Annotated in this window: 17 protein-coding genes; 9 read left to right on the forward strand and 8 right to left on the reverse strand. The window is 63.0% G+C overall.

All coding sequences use genetic code 11. The annotated features are described in order from the left end of the window. Position 1: 1 nt before the first annotated feature. The 3 genes from mreD to J1777_RS01425 are packed head-to-tail and all read right to left on the reverse strand — an operon-like array spanning position 2 to position 2,564. Positions 2-520 (reverse strand): rod shape-determining protein MreD, encoded by a 519-nt coding sequence (gene mreD, locus J1777_RS01415; RefSeq protein WP_207574046.1) that lies wholly within the window; start codon positions 518-520, stop codon positions 2-4. Next, a complete protein-coding gene (gene mreC, locus J1777_RS01420) occupies positions 517-1,521 on the reverse strand; it encodes a rod shape-determining protein MreC (RefSeq protein ID WP_207574047.1) in 1,005 nt (334 codons plus the stop codon). Before mreC ends, mreD begins: the two co-directional genes overlap by 4 nt. Next, on the reverse strand, positions 1,518-2,564 hold the full coding sequence (locus J1777_RS01425; RefSeq protein ID WP_207574048.1) for a rod shape-determining protein: 1,047 nt from the start codon (positions 2,562-2,564) through the stop codon (positions 1,518-1,520). Before J1777_RS01425 ends, mreC begins: the two co-directional genes overlap by 4 nt. 224 nt (positions 2,565-2,788) lie before the next feature. On the opposite strand from J1777_RS01425, the gene gatC reads away from it, so the two are divergent. The 3 genes from gatC to gatB all read left to right on the forward strand — a co-directional run bounded on the left by gatC (position 2,789) and on the right by gatB (position 6,146). Next, on the forward strand, positions 2,789-3,088 hold the full coding sequence (gene gatC, locus J1777_RS01430) for an Asp-tRNA(Asn)/Glu-tRNA(Gln) amidotransferase subunit GatC (protein WP_207574049.1): 300 nt from the start codon (positions 2,789-2,791) through the stop codon (positions 3,086-3,088). A 19-nt stretch (positions 3,089-3,107) separates the two neighbouring features. Then, positions 3,108-4,598: an Asp-tRNA(Asn)/Glu-tRNA(Gln) amidotransferase subunit GatA gene (gene gatA, locus J1777_RS01435; protein WP_207574050.1), complete on the forward strand. Its 1,491-nt coding sequence runs from the start codon at positions 3,108-3,110 to the stop codon at positions 4,596-4,598. A gap of 99 nt (positions 4,599-4,697) precedes the next feature. Continuing rightward, positions 4,698-6,146, forward strand: a complete 1,449-nt coding sequence (gatB, locus tag J1777_RS01440; protein ID WP_207574051.1) for an Asp-tRNA(Asn)/Glu-tRNA(Gln) amidotransferase subunit GatB — start codon at positions 4,698-4,700, stop codon at positions 6,144-6,146. A 26-nt stretch (positions 6,147-6,172) separates the two neighbouring features. Here gatB and J1777_RS01445 read toward each other — a convergent pair whose 3' ends face one another. Next, the gene (locus J1777_RS01445) at positions 6,173-9,316 is read right to left on the reverse strand and encodes a bifunctional diguanylate cyclase/phosphodiesterase (protein ID WP_207574052.1); all 3,144 of its coding nucleotides are present in this window, start codon (positions 9,314-9,316) and stop codon (positions 6,173-6,175) included. A gap of 106 nt (positions 9,317-9,422) precedes the next feature. Beyond that, complete coding sequence (locus J1777_RS01450; protein WP_207574053.1) at positions 9,423-10,061, reverse strand: MBL fold metallo-hydrolase; 639 nt, start codon at positions 10,059-10,061, stop codon at positions 9,423-9,425. Positions 10,062-10,151: 90 nt separating this feature from the next. Between J1777_RS01450 and J1777_RS01455 the strand changes: the two genes are divergently transcribed. Further along, positions 10,152-10,661, forward strand: coding sequence for a flavin reductase family protein (locus J1777_RS01455; RefSeq protein WP_207574054.1), 510 nt, complete (start codon positions 10,152-10,154; stop codon positions 10,659-10,661). 32 nt (positions 10,662-10,693) lie between these two features. On the opposite strand, the gene minE is transcribed toward J1777_RS01455, so the two are convergent. From minE to minC, 3 genes are read right to left on the reverse strand one after another with little or no spacing between them, the layout of a single operon-like run. Next, on the reverse strand, positions 10,694-10,966 hold the full coding sequence (gene minE / locus J1777_RS01460) for a cell division topological specificity factor MinE (protein WP_207574055.1): 273 nt from the start codon (positions 10,964-10,966) through the stop codon (positions 10,694-10,696). A 6-nt stretch (positions 10,967-10,972) separates the two neighbouring features. Further along, entirely contained in the window at positions 10,973-11,785 is an 813-nt protein-coding gene (gene minD / locus J1777_RS01465) for a septum site-determining protein MinD (protein WP_207574056.1), read from the reverse strand. Between the two features lie 45 nt (positions 11,786-11,830). After that, positions 11,831-12,604, reverse strand: coding sequence for a septum site-determining protein MinC (minC, locus tag J1777_RS01470; RefSeq protein ID WP_207574057.1), 774 nt, complete (start codon positions 12,602-12,604; stop codon positions 11,831-11,833). Positions 12,605-12,846: 242 nt separating this feature from the next. On the opposite strand from minC, the gene ubiM reads away from it, so the two are divergent. From ubiM to J1777_RS01495, 5 genes are all read left to right on the forward strand, one after another. Then, on the forward strand, positions 12,847-14,121 hold the full coding sequence (gene ubiM, locus J1777_RS01475) for a 5-demethoxyubiquinol-8 5-hydroxylase UbiM (protein WP_207574058.1): 1,275 nt from the start codon (positions 12,847-12,849) through the stop codon (positions 14,119-14,121). A 564-nt stretch (positions 14,122-14,685) separates the two neighbouring features. Beyond that, positions 14,686-17,148 carry a nitrite reductase large subunit NirB gene (gene nirB / locus J1777_RS01480; protein ID WP_207574059.1) on the forward strand — a complete coding sequence of 821 codons (2,463 nt, stop codon included), beginning with the start codon at positions 14,686-14,688 and terminating at the stop codon, positions 17,146-17,148. Between the two features lie 17 nt (positions 17,149-17,165). Next, complete coding sequence (gene nirD, locus J1777_RS01485) at positions 17,166-17,564, forward strand: nitrite reductase small subunit NirD (protein WP_207574060.1); 399 nt, start codon at positions 17,166-17,168, stop codon at positions 17,562-17,564. A 52-nt stretch (positions 17,565-17,616) separates the two neighbouring features. Continuing rightward, on the forward strand, positions 17,617-18,429 hold the full coding sequence (locus tag J1777_RS01490; protein WP_207574061.1) for a formate/nitrite transporter family protein: 813 nt from the start codon (positions 17,617-17,619) through the stop codon (positions 18,427-18,429). A 19-nt stretch (positions 18,430-18,448) separates the two neighbouring features. After that, the gene (locus tag J1777_RS01495; RefSeq protein ID WP_207574062.1) at positions 18,449-19,171 is read left to right on the forward strand and encodes a type 1 glutamine amidotransferase; all 723 of its coding nucleotides are present in this window, start codon (positions 18,449-18,451) and stop codon (positions 19,169-19,171) included. Positions 19,172-19,224: the final 53 nt, after the last annotated feature.

Genomic DNA, 19,224 nt, shown 5'->3' on the forward strand with positions numbered 1-19,224 from the left:
CTTACAAAGGCCGTTCATTGTCGTGCACGGGGGCGCGGCGCTGGGGGGCGAGCAAAACCGCCACGGCCACAGGCCACAGCAAGCTTTCGAGCACCGGTGCCCAGGCCAGGCCAAAACCCGGAAAGATTCCGCCAGCGGCCAGGCGAATCAGCACTTGCAGCAAATGGGCCCCAAAAAATACGGGCAGCATTTGCAAGGCTTGCTTCCAGCTGGAAAACCACAGCAACCGGCGACTGCTGTTTTGCCCGACAAACACCACCAGCGCATACACCAGCGCATGCTGGCCCAGCAAAGCCGTTTGCTGGACATCGATCAGCAAGCCCAGAAAAAATGCCACGCCCATGCCCACGCGCTGGGGCTGGTGGATGCCCCAAAAAGCCAGCACCAGCAGCAACAGATCCGGCATCCAAATCCAGTTGCTGGTGGGCAGCAAATTCACCACCAGCGCCAAAAACAAGCTCAGGCCAATAAACCAAGGGCTGGCTGGGAGCAAAAGCTGCTCGCCACGCGGCATGATCATGGCTGTCTCTCCTGCCCTGGGGGGGCTGCGGGGGTGGCCCGGCGCTGGGCGGATTTGTCGTCGCGGGCTTTTTTCTTGGCATCGGCGTTGGACTGGCTCAGCGTGGCCAATTCCTGGGCAATGGGCCGCTCGGCAGCCAAGACGCTGTTGCGCGGGGTCAGTACCAGCACATGGCGGGTGCCCTGCATTTTGGCCAGGGGCTGGCTGTCAATGCGTAAAAAGGCGGTGGCACCTTGGCGCTCGACCGCCGTGACCACCGCCACAGGCAGGCCCGGGGGGTAAATGCCATCAAGGCCGCTGGTGACCAAGGCATCGCCAGGCTGCACATCACTGTCGCTGGGCATGTAGCGCAGCTCCACGGTGTCGCTGGTCAGGTTGGAGGCCAGGCCATACATCACCCCCCGCACCCCGGTGCGGCTGACTTCGGTCGGGATGGCCTGGTCGCGGTCCACCAGCAAGCGCACTTCGCTGGTAAAGGGTTGCACCCGCACCACCTGGCCCAACACGCCAGCGGCATCCATCACGGGGCTGCCGGGCACGATGCCCGCCATTTGGCCCTGGTCCAAAATAATGCGGCGGGAATACCGATCGGGCGATTCGTACACCACTTCGGCGGCTTGGGCCGGTACTGGCAAGCGCTCACGCAGGTTGAGCAGGCCGCGCAACTGCCGGTTTTCTTGTGCGAGCAGTTGGGCTTGGTGGGCTTGCAGGCTGATGGCGGTGATTTTGGCCTCGGCCTCGTGGGCGGCTCTTTGGGCCGTTTCCAGTTTTTCCAGGTAGTCGGCGCTGTCGCTGATCCAGCGCAGCGGCTGCAGCAGTGCCAATTGCACCGGGTAGAGCACCGTGGCCAGCGCCTGGCGCAACGGGGCCGTGATCCGTAGCCGGGCATCAGCCACCATAAGGGCGAGGGAAAGAGCGCAAAAAACCGCCAACTGCGTAGGCGCAGGCAGGCGGTTTTTAAACAGCGAGGGTGCATCCCTTTCCAGGGTGCGCAGGCTCATGGTTCGCTGGTGAAGATGCCGCCTTGGCGATCGAGGTGGTCCAGCGCCATGCCACAGCCGCGCACCACGCAGGACAGGGGGTCTTCGGCCACCAGTACGGGCAGTCCGGTTTCCTCGGACAGCAAGCGGTCCAAATCGCGCAGCAGCGCCCCACCGCCGGTCAGCATCATGCCGCGCTCGGCAATGTCCGCGCCCAGTTCCGGGGGGGTTTGCTCCAGCGCATTTTTGACCGCGCTGACGATTTGGTTGAGCGGCTCGTTCAGGGCTTCGAGCACTTCGTTGCTAGAAATAGTGAAGCTGCGCGGCACGCCTTCAGACAGGTTGCGCCCGCGTACTTCAATTTCTTTGACCTCGGTACCGGGGAAGGCGCTACCAATTTCTTTTTTAATCATCTCGGCCGTGGGCTCGCCAATCAGCATGCCGTAGTTGCGGCGGATGTAGCTGATGATGGATTCGTCAAATTTGTCGCCGCCCACGCGCACGCTGCCTTTGTAGACCATGCCACCCAGCGAGATCACGCCCACCTCGGTGGTGCCGCCGCCAATATCGACCACCATCGAGCCCGAGGCTTCGGACACCGGCAGCCCGGCGCCAATGCCGGCGGCCATGGGCTCTTCAATCAAAAAGACCCCTGCGGCCCCTGCGGCCTCAGCGGCATCTTTGATGGCGCGGCGCTCCACCTGGGTGGAGCCGCAGGGCACGCAGATGATGATGCGCGGGCTGGGGGCCAAGACGTTGCGCGGGTGCACCATTTTGATGAACTGCTTGATCATCTGCTCTGTGATGACAAAGTCGGCAATCACGCCGTCTTTCATGGGGCGAATGGCTTCGATGTTGCCGGGCACCTTGCCCAGCATGGCCTTGGCATCGCGGCCCACGGCTTGAATCACTTTTTTGCCGTGGGGGCCACCCTCGTGGCGGATGGCCACGACCGAGGGTTCGTTGAGCACCACGCCTTTGTCGCGGGCGTAAATCAAGGTGTTGGCGGTACCGAGGTCAATGGCCAAATCGGTGGAGAAATATCGGCGGAAAGCTCCGAACATTGAGAAAGTTCCTTTTCGGCACGGCACGCGCTTCGGCTTGCCATCGCCGGGTCATGAGAGTCAGAGAGAGAGGGAGGAGTTTTACGCATTTGCGCGCACAAAGAAGGGGCTTTTTGCGCAAAGGCAAGATAATACCGCATCGCCTGTGAACAGCTCAGGCCCAATGGCATTGCTGCAGCAGACGTTACGTCCCGTTGCACGCCCGTTTTATTTTGAATTGCACTATGGCCCTCACCCCTCACGACATTGACCGCATTGCCCATCTGGCGCGATTGGAACTCTCCCCGCAAAAAAGCGAGCAAATGCGCACCCAGTTGAATGATTTTTTCGGCATGGTTGCGCAGATGCAAACCGTTGATACGGCGGGCATCGAGCCGCTGACCCACCCCGTGGCCGTGCTGCAGGACGTGCAGCTGCGCCTGCAGGACGATGTGGTCACCGAGACCAATCAGCGCGATGCCTATTTGCGCAACGCCCCGGCGGCCGAGCAAGGCCTGTTCCTGGTTCCCAAAGTCATCGAATAACAAGCGCCTGGCTAGTTTTATGAGCACCCAAGATTTGCACCATTTAAGCATTGCGGCCCTGGCCGCGCAGATTCGCAACCGCCACACCAGCGCCACCGAGGTGGCCCAGCACTTTTTGCAGCGCGCCAAAGCCCAGCAGGCCTTGGGCGCATTTTTGGCGCTGGATGAAGACATCACCTTGGCCCAAGCCCAGGCGCAAGATGCCGCCTTGGCCGCTGGCCAAGCCGGCCCCCTGGCGGGCGTGCCCATTGGGCACAAAGATGTGTTTGTCACCCGCGACTTTCCCACCACCGCCTCCAGCCGCATGCTGGCCGGTTACCGCTCACCGTTTGATGCCACGGTGGTGACCCGCCTGGCCGAGGCCGGTTGCGTCACGCTGGGCAAATTGAGCTGCGATGAATTTGCCATGGGCAACGGCAACGAAAGCGCCGCCATCGCCCCCGTGGGCATGGACGCACCCGCCCCGGTGCGCAACCCCTGGGACACCCAGCGCGTGCCCGGTGGCTCGTCCGGCGGCAGCGCCGCTGCGGTGGCCGCCCGCATGGTGGCGGCGGCCACGGGCACCGACACCGGCGGCTCGATCCGCCAGCCGGCCAGCTTTTGCGGCATTACCGGCATCAAACCCACCTATGGCCGTGCCAGCCGCTACGGCATGATTGCTTACGCCTCCAGCCTCGACCAGGCCGGCCCCATGGCGCACAGCGCCGAAGACTGCGCCCTGCTGCTGTCGGTGATGTGCGGCCCCGATACCGAGCGCGATGCCACCAGCCTGGACGTGCCGGCCGAGAACTTCACCCGCCAACTGGGTGACAGCATCGAAGGGCTGCGCATTGGTGTGCCCGCCCAGTTCTTTGCCGACGGCCTGGCCGACGATGTGCGCACGGCCATCGACGCAGCGCTGAAAGAATACGAAAAACTCGGTGCCACGCTGGTGCCGGTGCAACTGCCGCGCACCCAGCTGTCGGTGCCGGCCTACTACATCATCAGCCCGGCCGAGGCCAGCTCCAACCTCTCGCGCTTTGACGGCGTGCGCTACGGCCACCGCACGGCCAACCCCGTGGATTTGCAGGATTTGTACAAAAAATCGCGCGCTGAAGCCTTTGGCGATGAGGTGCAGCGGCGCATCATGATTGGTGCCTATGTGCTGTCTGAAGGCTATTACGACGCGTACTACCTGCAGGCGCAAAAAATCCGCCGTTTGATTGCCAATGATTTCCAGGCCGCCTTCAAGGATTGCGACGTGATTGCCGGGCCGGTGGCCCCCAGCGTGGCCTGGCAGTTGGGCGACAAGGCCGACCCGCTGGCCAGCTACCTGGCCGATGTGTTCACCCTGCCGGCCTCGTTGGCCGGGCTGCCGGCCATGAGCCTGCCGGTCGGTTGGGGGGCCCACCAGATGCCGGTGGGCCTGCAGCTGATTGGCAACTACCTGCAAGAGGGCCGCTTGCTGAATGTGGCGCACCGCTTCCAGCAGGTCACCGATTTTCACCAGGCCGAGCCCAAGAGTATTTAATTTATAGCTGTTTGCGCTTGATACTCGTTGTTTTTAATATAAAAACGTTTGAAAACATTGAAAAACAAACGCCAGCAGCTCCTTTAAAGATTGCACACCATGACTGCCCCTTTGATCAACGGTTACGAAGTCGTCATCGGCTTTGAAACCCACGCCCAACTGGCCACGGCCAGCAAAATCTTCAGCCGCACCAGCACCGCCTTTGGCGCCGAGCCCAACACCCAGGCCAGCGCCGTCTGCCTGGCCTTGCCCGGCACGCTGCCGGTGATGAACAAAAAGGCGGTCGAATGCGCCATCCAGCTGGGCCTGGCCCTGGGCTCGCACGTGGCCCCGCGCAGCATTTTTGCCCGCAAAAATTATTTCTACCCCGACCTGCCCAAGGGCTACCAGATCAGCCAGTTTGAAATCCCCGTGGTGCAGGGCGGCGAGGTCAGCTTTTATTTGGGCGACGAGAAAAAAACCGTGCGCCTGGTGCGCGCCCACCTGGAAGAAGACGCGGGCAAATCCGTCCACGACCTGTTCCCCAACGAATCGGGCATTGACCTGAACCGCGCCGGTACGCCGCTGTTGGAAATTGTCACCGAGCCGGACATGCGCTCCTCGCTGGAGGCCGTGGCCTACGCCAAAGAGCTGCACAAAATCGTCACCTGGATCGGCATTTGCGACGGCAACATGCAAGAAGGCTCGTTTCGCTGCGATGCCAACGTCAGCGTGCGCAAGCCGGGCCAGCCGCTGGGCACGCGCCGCGAGATCAAAAATTTGAACTCGTTTCGCAACATGCAGCAGGCCATTGATTACGAAATCCGCTGGCAAATCGAGCAACTCGAAGACGGCTACGCCATCGAGCAGGCCACCGTGCTGTTCAACCCAGACACGGGCGAAACCCGCGCCATGCGCACCAAGGAAGATGCGGCCGATTACCGCTACTTTCCTGACCCCGACCTGCCGCCGCTGGTCATTGCCCCCGAATGGATTGAGCAGGTCAAGGCCGCCATGCCCGAGCTGCCCCGCGCCATGGCCGAGCGCTTTGTCCAGCAGTACGGCCTGCCCGAGTACGACGCGACCACGCTGACCCAGTCGCAAGCCATGGCCGCCTACTTTGAAGAGGCGGCCCAAGCCTGCGGCCAGCCCAAACTGGCCAGCAACTGGGTGATGGGCGAAATCTCGCGCCGTCTGAACAACGAAGAAATCGGCATGGACGCCGTCAAAGTCAGCAGCGCGCAGCTGGCCGCGCTGATTGGCCGCATCAGCGACAACACCATCAGCAACAACGCCGCCAAACAGGTGTTTGAGGCGCTGTGGGTGGGCGAGGGCAGCGAGGTGGATGCCGTGATCGCCGCCAAGGGCCTGAAACAGATGAACGACACCGGCGCACTGGAGGCCATCATTGCCGAGGTGGTGGCGGCCAATGCCGCCAACGTGGAGCAGTACCGCGCGGGCAAAGACAAGGCGTTTAACGCCCTGGTCGGCCAGGTGATGAAGGCGAGCAAGGGCAAGGCCAATCCGGCCCAGGTGAATGCGCTGCTGAAAGCCAAGCTCGACGGCTAAGCGCACGCGGCTGGCGCGTGCGCTGGCTAGCGGTGTGGGGTGGTGGGGGCGCTGGAGGGCCGATGCGCGCTGCTAAATTGCGCCACCCACTCGGCAAACTCGGCCACGGGCAGTGGGCGGCTGAAGTAGTAGCCTTGCCAGGTGGTGCAGCCGTTGTGCTGCAAAAAGTCGCGTTGGGCGGCGGTTTCTACCCCTTCGGCAATCACGCGCAGGCCCAGGCTGGTGCCCAGGGCCACCACGGTGCGGGCGATAGCAGCATCGTTCGCGTCTGTAAGGACATCGCGGACAAAACCCTGGTCAATCTTTAGCTGGTCCAGCGGTAAGCGCTTCAAATAAGCGAGCGAAGAGTAGCCGGTGCCAAAGTCATCGAGTGAAAACGCGATGCCGTGGCGTTTGAGTTGCAGCATTTTCTCGATGGTGTCTTCCACATCGTGCAGCAGCAGACCTTCGGTCAGCTCCAACTCCAGGGCGCGCGGATCGGCCCCGGTTTGGGTAATGGCAGCAATGACTTGTTCGACAAAATTGGGCTGGTGAAACTGCCGGGGGCTGACGTTGATGGCGATGCTCAGGTGCGCCATGTGCGGGTTGCTGGCCCAAGCGGCCAGCTGGGCGCAGGCCGTGTGCAGCACCCACTGCCCGAGGGCCAGAATTTGACCACTGTCTTCGGCCAGGGGAATGAACAGGCTGGGGGCGATGAACCCGCGCTCGGGGTGGCGCCAGCGAATGAGCGCCTCGCAACCGATGACCTGGTGGGCATGCACCTGCGGTTGGAAGAACAGCTCGAAATGCCCTTGCTCCAGGCCGGTGCGCATTTCGGCTTCCATTTGCACACGCTCTTGAATGGCCATGTGCATATTGGGGGAGTAGAACTGCAGCGTATTGCGGCCAGCGGTTTTGGCTTGGTACATGGCCAGATCGGCGCGTTTGAGCAGCTCGTCAGCCGATGGTTGGGTTCCTTGGAACAAGGTGATGCCCACGCTGGCGGTGGTGTGATAAGGCTCGCCTTTCAAGATAAAGGGGGCGCGAAAGACTTCCAAAATACGCTGGCCCATGCGCTCGGCCAGGGTGACGGCCTCGCCCGGCAGGGGGGAGAGATGGTCCAGCAGCACCACAAACTCATCATCCCCATGGCGGGCGACGGTGGGGCCTTTTTGCACGCAACTGCGCAGACGTTCGGCCACTTGCTGCAGCAAGGTGTCGCCCGATTCATGGCCTTTGATTTCATTGACGGTTTTAAAGTGGTCAATGTCCAGCAGCAGAACCGCACCATAGGTTTTTTCTTCGGCGCTGGCGTTCAAGGTGTGCCGCAAGGTCATTAAAAGCTGGCGGCGGTTGGGCAGTTGGGTAAGGGGGTCGTAGTACTCCAAGTAGGTGATTTTTTCCTCGGCCGCTTTGCGCTGGGTCAGGTCCTGGGTCATGACCAGCTGGGCATCGCCCAACAGCACGCCGGAAATTTCCAAGATGCAGGGGCTGCCGTCGGCCCGGGTGATGTGGTACTCCGCAGGAGGAATCAAGCCATCCCCGTCCCGGGCATGTGCCAAGGCCGCATCCCACTGGGTGTGTACTTGTTCGCGCAGCACGGGGTCGGGGTAGGCGCTGGCCCACCAGGTGGGCAGATCCGGAACGGTGGCGGCATCAAAGCCTGTAATTTGAATGAAGCGTGCATTGCGGAAGGTGATGGCGTTGTTTTTCTCGACCCAATGAATGCCCACCGGCATGTGGTTCAAGATGTTGCGTTGCTGGGCCTCACGCTGGCACAGCATCTCTTGGATTTGGTGCTTGGCGGTAATGTCTTGCAACACGGCCAAATGGTAGGTGGGGGCCTGGCCGGTGGGCCACATGGGGGAGATGTTTACATCGACCCAGATGGTGTGCCCATCCTTGTGGCGCATGCGTTGTTCGATGCGGTATTCATGAATTTCCCCTTTGAGCAGACGCTGCTGTTGGGCCATGGCCTGGGACAAGTCCTGGGGATCGACCAATTCTTGGAAAGTCCGGGTGGCCAGCTCCTGCGCGGTGTAGCCCAAAATGTGGGCGCAGCGGGCGTTGGTTTGCAGCAAGTGCCCAGTTTGCGTATCGGCCAGCGCGATGCCCACGGTGGCTTGGTTAAAGATGGCTTGGAAGTTGGCCTCGCTGGTCTTCAAGGCCCGCGCATGGCGGCGCACCAGCCAGCTGACAAAGCCCCCCAGCAACAACGACAGCAAGCCGCCGCCTGCGCCCAGCCACCAAGGCTGCATGCGCTCGGCCGCAGACAGCAGCGGTTGGGTGGGTAAAAACTCCAAGCGCCAACGCCGGTCAAGGATTTGGACAATGCGCACCTGCGGTGGCAGGTGCCGCATCTGCAGGGCAGAGGTAAAACCGCTGGATTGGCCCAGCAGCAAGGGGGCCGTGGCCGGCTTCTGGGGCAGCGGGCCGATATCGTGCATCTGCACGGCCACACCCCGGAAAAATCCTTGTGCTGCCAGGCTGCCCAGCATTGCTGTCACATCGACGGCGGAGCCGACCGAGCCGAGGAACTCGCGCTCTTGCGCAGTGCCCCAGGGCTGGGGGTTTTCCAGAAAAACCGGCAAGCGCAGCATGAACCCCGAGCGCTCTTTGTCTTGCTTCAGGATAAAAGGGGCGGAAATTGTCGGCTGGCCGCTGGCCCGCCCAGCCAGCAGGGCGGCGAGGTTGTTGGGTTGCTCGGTCAGATCCAGCCCCCAGATGCTTTGGTTGTTGTCCAACGGCCAGAGGAACTCTAGCAAGAAGTACTCTTCGCGCACTGCGCTGGGCATGGCGGGCAAGGCCATGCCAGTGCGCAAGGCCTGCTCCTGCATGCGCTTGGCATAGGCGGGCAGCGCCTGCTGGGGCACCCGGCGGACAAAGGACAAAGAGCGTATTTCCGGGTAATTTTCCCCGACGTTGTGAATCGAAGTGACCTGCTGAAACTGGTCAAAACGCAGGTAGGGATTGACCAGAAACAGATCGCGCAGTCCCGCCGTGAACTCGGTGTAGGTCGTAATACGCTGGGACAGTGCATCGGTCGAGGAGCGCACCTCTTGGGTAAAGCGCACCTGGGCCAGGGTGGCGTTGGCCTGGCGCTGCTGCTCTACCAAGCCATAGGTTAGCCCCCAGCCAGTCACCACGATGACCGCCGCCGTCAGCCAGTGGCCGCATTGGCGCCAAAACATGCTTCTTGCCCTTTGGGATCAAACGAAAACTGCAGCTTATCGGGCTTTGGTGGCGCTCAAAAGGGGCCAAACCCGTAAATTTGCCCTGCTGGGGGGCGGCTGGCTTTCAGGTGTTGCCGACAAAGGGGTTGGTCAGGCGCTCCTGGCCAAAGCTGCTCTCGGGGCCATGGCCGGGGATGAAGATGGTGTCGTTGCCCATAGGCCACAGGCGCTGGGTGATGCTGTCGATCAGTTGCTGGTGGTTGCCTTGCGGAAAATCCGTGCGGCCAATGCTGCCGGCAAACAGCACATCGCCGACAAAGCAGCGCTGAATTTGCGGGGCATGAAACACCACATGGCCAGGGGTGTGGCCCGGGGTGTGGCGCACGTGCAGGGTTTCGCGGCCGACTTGCACGGTGTCGCCATCTTCCAGCCAGCGCGTGGGGATAAAGGTGTCCGCAGGCGGAAAACCAAACATCAGGCTTTGTTGGGGCAGGCCGTCAATCCAGAACTGGTCGCCCCGGTGGGGGCCGATGATGGGCACATTGGCTTGTTGGGCCAGGGCCGCCGTCCCGCCGGCATGGTCGATGTGGGCGTGGGTTAGCCACAGGGCGGTGAGGGTGAGCTGCTGCGCCTGGAGCTGGGCCAATAGGGTGTCGATATCGCCGCCGGGGTCAATGAGGGCCGCTTCGTGGGTCTGGTCGCACCACAGCAAAGAGCAGTTTTGTTGAAAGGCGGTAACAGGAATGGTCAGGTAATGCAGCATAGGGGTGATTCTAAGTTTGTGCAGACCTTGGATAATTATTGGTTTATCCAAAAAAATCCGAACACCTGCACTTTCTTGAAAGCTTGGCCCATGACCCTTCCCGATTGCCCCATCCCGTTTTCTGAGCATCAACTGCGCGATGCCTTGGGGCAATTTGCCACGGGGGTCACGATTGTGACCACGGTGGATGCCGCCGGCCAGCCGGTGGGCATGACGGTGAGCTCCTTCAATGCGGTATCGCTCAATCCACCGCTGGTGTTGTGGAGCCTGGGCCGTGCGACCTCGCTGTACCCGGTGTTTGCAAGCTGCCAGCACTACGCTATTCACGTGCTGGCGCTGGAGCAAGAGGCGCTGGCACGGCGTTTTGCCAGCAAAGTGGAGCAACGCTTTGCCGGGGTGGATTGGCAGGCCAATGCCCAGGGGGTGCCAATTATCCCGGGGGCCGGGGCCGTGTTTGAATGTGCGCTGCGCCACCAGTATGACGGGGGCGACCACCTCATCATCGTGGGCGAAGTGCTGCAGTGCCAACACCAAAGCGTTGCGCCCTTGCTCTACCACGCAGGTCAATTGGGCCTGCGCTTGGCAGCGCCGTCCGATTGACCTTGCCGTTGGCCCACCACGCAGATGGGTGATTAGCGTGCCGTGGCGGGGGCTTCTGGCAACTCGACCTTGACTTCGAGCACTTCCAGATTGTCTTGGCGCTCAAAATTGACTTTGATGTCCTCGGGGTTGATCGAGACATATTTGGAGACCACGGCCATCAATTCGCGCTGCAGTGCGGGCAGATAGTCGGGTTCGGCGCTGCTGCCATTGACGCACTCGCGGGCCAGGATGATTTGCAGGCGCTCTTTGGCAATGGCCGCAGATTTTTTCTTTTCGCCCAGCAGCATGGAAATAATCGACATGGCTGCTTACCTCCCGCCAAAAATGCGTTTGAAGAATCCAGTCTTTACCGCCTCGGTAAAGCGCATCGGGCGCTCTTCGCCCAGCAGCCGGGCCACCACATCTTGGTAGGCTTGGGCGGCATCGGCATCGGGCATGTGGATGACGGGAATACCTTGGTTGGAGGCTTGCAGCACAATTTCAGATTCGGGGATCACGCCCACCAGGGGGATGCGCAAAATGTCTTCAACATCTTTAATCGAGAGCATTTGCCCCTCTTCGACCCGGGCCGGGTTGTAGCGCGTAATGAGCAAATGCTCTTTGATGCTGCCGCCGTCTTTGGCTTTGTGCGTTTTGGAGCTGAGCATGCCCAAGATGCGATCGGAGTCCCGCACGGAGGAGACTTCTGGGTTGGTGGTCACTATGGCCTCATCGGCGTAGCGCATGGCGAGCAAAGCGCCGCTTTCAATGCCGGCGGGCGAATCGCACAGGATGTAGGCAAAGTCCATGGCGGCAAGATCGTCCAGCACTTTTTTCACGCCCTCGTCGGTCAGGGCATCTTTATCGCGGGTTTGCGAAGCGGCCAAAATGAACAGGTTCTCGCACTGTTTGTCTTTGATCAGGGACTGGTGGAGGTTGGCCTCGCCTTGAATGACGTTGATCAGGTCGTACACCACGCGCCGTTCGCAGCCCATGATGAGGTCTAAGTTGCGCAGACCCACGTCAAAGTCAATCACGACGGTTTTATGGCCACGCAGGGCCAAGCCTGCGGCAAGGCTGGCGCTGGTGGTGGTTTTGCCCACACCGCCTTTGCCGGATGTGATCACAATAATTTTGGCCATATAGAGCAGGGTTCCTAGGGGGCAAATGTGAATTTGCGGTAGTTATCAGGACAAAGAGGCCAGGGGCTCAATGATGAGCTTGTCCCCCTCCAGGCGTGCTTGTGCGGGTTTGCCTGCTACATCCGGGGGTAAATCGGTTTCTAGTGCGCGGTAGGTGCCGGCAATAGAAAGCAGTTGTGGTTGCATGCAGGTAGTGTAAATCCGCGCCTCGGTATCGCCTCGGGCACCAGCGACGGCGCGGCCGCGCAAGGGAGCGTAAATATGCACACTGCCATCGGCAATCACTTCCGCCCCAAAGCTGACCATGGACAGTACGACCAAATCGGCTCCTTTGGCGTACACCTGCTGGCCGGAGCGCAGGGGCTTGTCGATCACCATGGTGGGGCGAATGACCTCCAGCGGCACTTCCCGCACCACTTCAACGGGGATGGGCACCTCGCGAATGACTTCCACCTCCACTTCGCGAATGCGCTCCTTGGGCCGGGCGATGGTGGCATCGGGGGCGGGCACCAGGCCGGCTTCATGGGCCGCTTGCATTTGGGCAGCACTGCCGCTGCGCACGGCCACCGGGCGGGTGCGGTGGTGGCGCAAGGCGGCAATCAGCCGCGCAAAGTCAATGGGCTCGGGGTGGTGCTGGACATGCTGCAAGTCGATGAGTACCGGGTCGTTATCAAAAAAATCCGGATCATCGGCCAAGCGGCGGGCCAAGTCGGCAATCACCTGCTCGACCTCGGTGCTGCGCAAAGTCACGGCCAGCACCGGCAGTTCGGCGCTTTTCAGGTCGAAAGAGTGGACAGCACTGGGAGTATCAGCGGCCATGTTTACGTGAAAAGACGGTGAGGGAAAAGGGCGCCCAAGACGCACGAAGCGCAAGTGTACCCTGCCTGTTCGCATCGGCTGCAAGCGGGGCAGGGGCGTTTGTGGTGTTCCTGCCTCTGGGGGCAGAAGCGGGGACAATAGCCGCCAGCTTTTGGTGCCCTCTGACCGGGTTTTGCGACTGTGGTGCTGGGGGGTGGCTGTTTTCTTTTTGTTCCCTCTTTTGCTTCTGATTGCGCCTTTTTATGGATACCGATGTTTTGATCGTAGGTGCCGGGCCTGCAGGTTTATCGCTGGCTCTGGCCTTGTCCCACGCGGGTTTGCACGCCACGGTGCTGGAGCAGCAAAGCCTGCCTGCTTTGGCCCAGCCGGCCCCTGATGGCCGCGAAATTGCCCTGACCCAGCCCAGCGTGCAGACCTTGCAGCGCCTGGGCACCTGGCAGCGTTTGCTGGCGCATGAGCAAGGTTTTATTCGCCAGGCCATCGTGCACGATGGCCCGGTGGGCGCGCGCCCGACGCTCACTATCGACACCGTGGGCCAGGACATGCACGAGCTGGGCCGCATCGTGCCCAACTGCGCCCTGCGCCGCACGGCGTTTGAGGCCGCGCAAACGCATGACAACATCCGGCTGATTACCGGGGCCACCGTCACCCAGGTGGTGCGGCATGCGCAGTGCGCCCAAGTGCACTACCAGGTACACGAAGGGGGCGTGCGGGTGGATGCGCCACCCCTGTCCGCGCCGCTGGTGGTGGCGGCGGACAGCCGCTTTTCTGCCGTGCGCCGCATGCTGGGCGTGGCAGCGCAGATGACGGACTTTGGCCGCGGCATCATCGTCTGCCGCATGCGCCACACGCTGGAGCACCATGACGTGGCGCACGAGTGCTTTGGCTACGAGCGCACGCTGGCCATCCTGCCGCTGCAGCCCGACCCGGCCACGGGCGATCTCCTGTGCTCGGCGGTGGTGACCAGCGACAGCCCAGACATTGCCCGCCTGATGCAGCTCGATGAAGCGGATTTCAGCGCCCAGGTGCAGGCGCATTTCCAGCACCGCCTGGGCGAGATGGAGCTGCTGGGCCCGCGCCACCATTACCCGCTGGTGGCCACCTATGCCCGCCAGTTCAGCGGGCCACGCTTTGCCTTGCTGGGCGATGCCGCTGTGGGCATGCTCCCGGTGACGGCGCATGGCTTCAACCTGGGCCTGTCGGGGGTGGAGCGCTTAAGCAGCGCCGTCGCCAGTGCCTACCATGCGGGCCAGGACTGGGGGCACGAAAGTGTGCTGGCCGCCTACAGCCGCAGCCAGCACCGGCATGCCTGGCCGCTGTTTCAGGGCACCAACGCCGTAGTCAAGCTGTTTACCGATGCGCGCCCGGCCCCCAAGCTGCTGCGCCAAATCGTGCTGCAGGGGGCGCAGCACTTGCCGCCGCTGAAGGCGGTCATCGTGGCGCAATTGAGTGGGCGCAGTCCGTGGGGCATCCTGCGGGAGCAGTTGCCGCGTTTGCCGTTTCGGGGGCGATATTAAATAAGTAGCTGCTTGCGCTTTTTAATGAACGATTTCAGGTTGTTTTATTGCTGAAGTTGTTTGTTTTTGTGTGGGGGTAGCTATTTTTTTCGTTTCTGCTGGCCGGGACTCGCCCCGGCGGGCGACATCCTTTCTTGCACGCGCAAGAAAGGATGCAAAGAAAGCGTGCTGGCGCAGCTTTGGCACCGTGGAACTCGCTTCGCGCCCTGCGGGCGCTGCGCTCGGACAACCACGGTGAGTCAGACGGGAAGCCGTTGCGGGAAATAAACGGCCTGCGCCCTGACGGCGGCATTGTCGGGACGGGCTTCCTTGCTTGCTGCGCAAGCGTTGGAAGCGGGGGCGCTGACGCAAGCCTCTGGTTCCGGTTTTCTGTTCCTGCTTTGGTGCGTTGCAGCATTGTTTGCACCAAAAAATGGCGTGAATTTCCGTGCAAGGCCATGGCGCCCGATGGCTTTTGCCCCGTTTCTGGCAAGGGGGCGGTTTCATTTTTTGCATTGGCATGGTTCTTGCTTTGTTCTCTGCGTGGCCCGGTGGGGCCGCTCATGAACACTGCAAGAGGGCGCTATGAAAAAAATGCAACTGGTGATGGTCGGCAATGGCATGGCGGGGGTGCGCACGCTCGAAGAGCTGCTCAAGATCGCGCCCGATCTGTACGAGATCACCATCTTCGGCGCGGAGCCGCATCCCAACTACAACCGCATCCTGCTCTCGCCCGTGCTGGCGGGGGAGCAGACGCTGGAGCAGATCGTGCTCAACGACTGGGCGTGGTATGCCGGGCATGGCATCACCCTGCACGCCGGCTGCACCGTGACCGAGGTGAACCGTGCCCGGCGCACCGTGCAGGCGGTGCGCGGCACGGGCGAGACCATCAGCGTGCCCTACGACCGGTTGATTCTGGCCACCGGCTCCAACCCCTTCATGCTGCCGATTTCCGGCAAGGATCTGGGCGGCGTGCTGGCCTACCGCGACATTGCCGATACGCAGGCCATGATCGACGCGGCTGCGCAGTACCGGCACGCCGTGGTGATTGGCGGCGGCCTGCTCGGGCTGGAGGCGGCCAATGGCCTGATGAAGCGCGGGATGCAGGTGACGGTGGTGCACGCGGGCGAATGGCTGCTCGATCGCCAGCTGGATCCCACGGCCGGGCAGATGCTGCAAAAGGCTTTGCAGGAGCGCGGCATGGCATTCCTGATGCAGGCGCAGACCGAGGCGTTGCTGGGCAACGCCGCTGGCCGCGTGCAGGCCGTGCGCTTCAAGGACGGCAGCGAAATCCCGGCCGATCTGGTGGTCATGGCCGTGGGCATCCGCCCCAACACGGCCCTGGCCGAGTCGATGCGCCTGCACGTCGACCGGGGTATCGTCGTGGGCGACACCATGCAGACCACCACCGACCCGCGCATCTACGCCGTGGGCGAGTGCGCGGCGCACCGGGGCATTGCCTACGGGCTGGTGGCGCCGCTGTTCGAGCAGGGGCGGGTGGCGGCCAACCACCTGGCGGAATTCGGCATTGGCCGCTACCTGGGGTCGCAGACTTCGACCAAGCTGAAGGTGACGGGCATCGACCTGTTCTCGGCGGGCGACTTCATGGGCGGCGCGGGAACGGAGGAAATCGTCATGAGCGACCCCGGCGCGGGGCAGTACAAAAAGCTGGTGCTCAAGGACGACAAGCTGGTCGGCGCCTGCCTGTACGGCAACACCGTCGATGGCAGCTGGTACTTCCAGCTGCTGCGCGAGGGCCGCAGCGTGGCCGAGCTGCGCAGCAGCCTGATGCTGGGCCAGAGCAACCTCGGCGAAGGCGGCCACGCCGGGCAGAACCAGGCCGCCGCCATGCCCGACGATGCCGAGGTCTGCGGCTGCAACGGCGTGACCAAGGGCACCATCTGCAAGGCCATCAAGGAAAAGGGCCTGTTCACCCTCGACGAAGTGCGCAAGCACACCAAGGCCAGCGCCAGCTGCGGTTCATGCACCGGGCTGGTGGAGCAGCTCTTGATGGCCACCGTGGGCGGCGCGTATGCGGCCAACAGCGCTGCCAAGCCCGTGTGCGCCTGCACCGAACACGGCCACCAGGCGGTGCGCGATGCCATCCGCACGCACCATCTCGTCAGCAAGGAGGAAGTCTTCGCCTTCATGGAGTGGCAGACGCCCGACGGCTGCCCCGGTTGCCGCCCGGCGATCAACTACTACCTGATCAGCACGTGGCCCAAGGAGGCGCTGGACGACCCGCAAAGCCGCGCCATCAACGAGCGCAGCCACGCCAACATCCAGAAGGACGGCACCTACAGCGTCATCCCGCGCATGTGGGGCGGCGAGACGAATGCCGCCGAGCTGCGCCGCATTGCCGACGTGGTGGACAAATACCAGATCCCCGGCGTGAAGGTGACGGGCGGCCAGCGCATCGACCTGCTGGGCGTGAAGAAGGAGGATCTGCCCGGAGTGTGGCGCGACATCGGCATGCCGTGCGGCCACGCCTACGGCAAATCCCTGCGCACCGTGAAAACCTGCGTGGGCAGCGAATGGTGCCGCTTCGGCACGCAGGACAGCAGCCAGCTGGGGCGCGATCTGGAGCGGGCGCTGTGGCGCATGTACGCGCCGCACAAGGTCAAGCTGGCCGTCAGCGGCTGCCCGCGCAATTGCGCCGAAAGCGGCATCAAGGACGTGGGCGTGATCGGTGTCGATTCCGGCTGGGAAATCCACATCGCCGGCAACGGCGGCATCAAGACCGAGGTGGCGCAGTTCTTCACCAAGGTGAAAACCGCCGAGGAGGTGCTGGAGATCAGCGGCGCCTTCCTCCAGCTCTACCGCGAGGAGGGCTGGTACCTGGAGCGCACCACGCACTACGTGGCCCGCGTCGGCCTGGAGCACGTCAGGCAGAAGGTGCTGGAGGACGCCGCCAATCGGCAGGCGCTGTGGGCGCGGCTGCAAGCGGCGCTGGAGGGCGAGCCGGACCCTTGGTTCGAGGGCGACAGGGCGCGGGTCGATGCGCGGCAGTTCATCCCCATCGTCCCCGCCACCGCGGCCACCGTTTGAACAGGAAAGGTATCCCCATGACATCCCAAGCGAACTGGCAATACATCTGCCAAGTGGACGACATCCCGCGCCAGGGCGCACGCCGCGTGGCCCGGCCCCGGGGGCTGGAAGTGGCGCTGTTCCGCACCGCCGCCGATACCGTCCACGCCCTGCTGGACTACAGCCCCTACAAGGGCGGGCCGCTGTCGCAAGGCATGGTGTTTGGCGACAAGGTGGCCTGCCCGCTGCACAACTGGACCATCGGCCTGGCCGACGGGCAGGCGCTGGCCCCGGACGAGGGCAGCACCCCGGTGTTCCGTGTGCAGGTGGCCGCCGGGGCCGTCTACCTGGACGCTGCCGAACTGGCCGGGCACGCCCTGGCGCAGACCCGCCCGCTGGCCGGCCCGGCGCAGCGGGCGCTGCCGGCAGTGCGTTGATGGCCTCTTTCTTCGCTTTCCCCTGATTTCCCACCCTTGCAGGAGTATTCCCATGGCCTACCTCTCTCCCGCCGAATTCGTCACCAAGATGGTCGATACCGGCGAAGCCAAGATCCACATGTCCACCCGCGACACCCTCATCCGCGCCTTCATGGCCGGGGCCATCCTGGCGCTGGCGGCGGTGTTCGCCGTCAGTGCCAGCGTCATGAGCGGCTCGGCGCTGATCGGGGCGCTGCTCTTTCCCGTCGGCGTGTGCATGCTCTACCTGCTGGGCTTCGACCTGCTCACCGGCGTGTTCATGCTCACCCCGCTGGCGCTGTTGGACAAGCGCCCCGGCGTCACCGTGCGCGGCATCCTGCGCAACTGGGGGCTGGTGTTCGTCGGCAACTTCCTGGGGGCGCTGACCGTGGCGGGGATGATGGCCTTCATCTTCACCTACGGCTTTTCCGTGCCGCCGGGCGAGATCGGGCAGAAGATCGGCCACATCGGCGAGGCCCGCACCCTGGGCTATGCCGAATACGGGCTGATGGGCTGGGCCACCATCTTCCTGCGCGGCGTGCTGTGCAACTGGATGGTGTCCACCGGCGTGGTCGGCGCGATGATCTCCACCACCGTCAGCGGCAAGGTCATCGCCATGTGGATGCCGATCATGCTGTTCTTCGCGATGGGCTTCGAGCATTCGGTGGTGAACATGTTCCTCTTTCCCTCGGGGCTGATGCTGGGCGGCAACTTCTCCGTCATGGACTACTTCATCTGGAACGAAATCCCCGTGGTACTGGGCAACATCGTCGGTGGCCTGGCCTTCACCGGCCTGACGCTGTACACCACCCACGCCCGCACCGCGCCGCAGCGGGCCATTGGCTGAGATGCGGGGGGTGCATCCCATGCGCGTACACGTTTTGCAGCATGTGCCGTTTGAAGGGCCGGGCAGCATCGCCGCCTGGCTGACCGCCCGGCATGTGGTGGTGACGACGACCCGGCTGTTCGAGGCCGGGGCCGTCCTGCCGCCGGTCAGCGCCTTCGACGTGCTGATCGTCCTGGGCGGCCCCATGAGCGCCAACGACGAAGCCGCGCTGCCCTGGCTGCGCCCGGAAAAGCGCCTGCTGCGCAAGGCCATTCGCAGCGGCAAGGCCGTGCTGGGCATCTGCCTGGGGGCGCAGCTCATGGCGGCGGCCCTGGGGGCCAGGGTCTACCCGGCGCAGCACAAGGAGATCGGCTGGTTCCCCATCCAGGGCTGTGCGCCGCAGGGCAGCGGCTTTGCCTTTCCGGCCACGGCAGAAGTCTTTCACTGGCATGGCGAAACCTTCGACCTGCCGGACGGGGCCATCCACCTGGCCCGCAGCGCGGCGTGCCCGCACCAGGCCTTCCAGGTCGGCCAGCGGGCCATCGGCCTGCAATTCCACCTGGAAACCACGCCCGAAAGCGTGGCCGCCATGCTCGCCCACTGCCACGGCGAACTGGCGGCGTCGCCTTTCATCCAGACCGCGCAGGCATTGCAGGCCCGCCCCCCGGGGCGCTACGAAGAGCTGTATGCCCTGATGGACCAATTGCTGCGCTACCTGACGCGCAGCACACCAAAAAGAGAAGCTTTTTCCGCTGACAAATAAACGATTTCAGCATCTTTCATATCTGAAGTCGTTTATTCAAAAGCGAAAACAGC

It is taken from the genome of Comamonas denitrificans (assembly GCF_017368815.1).
In the GTDB taxonomy this organism is placed as follows: Bacteria; Pseudomonadota; Gammaproteobacteria; order Burkholderiales; family Burkholderiaceae_C; genus Comamonas; species Comamonas denitrificans.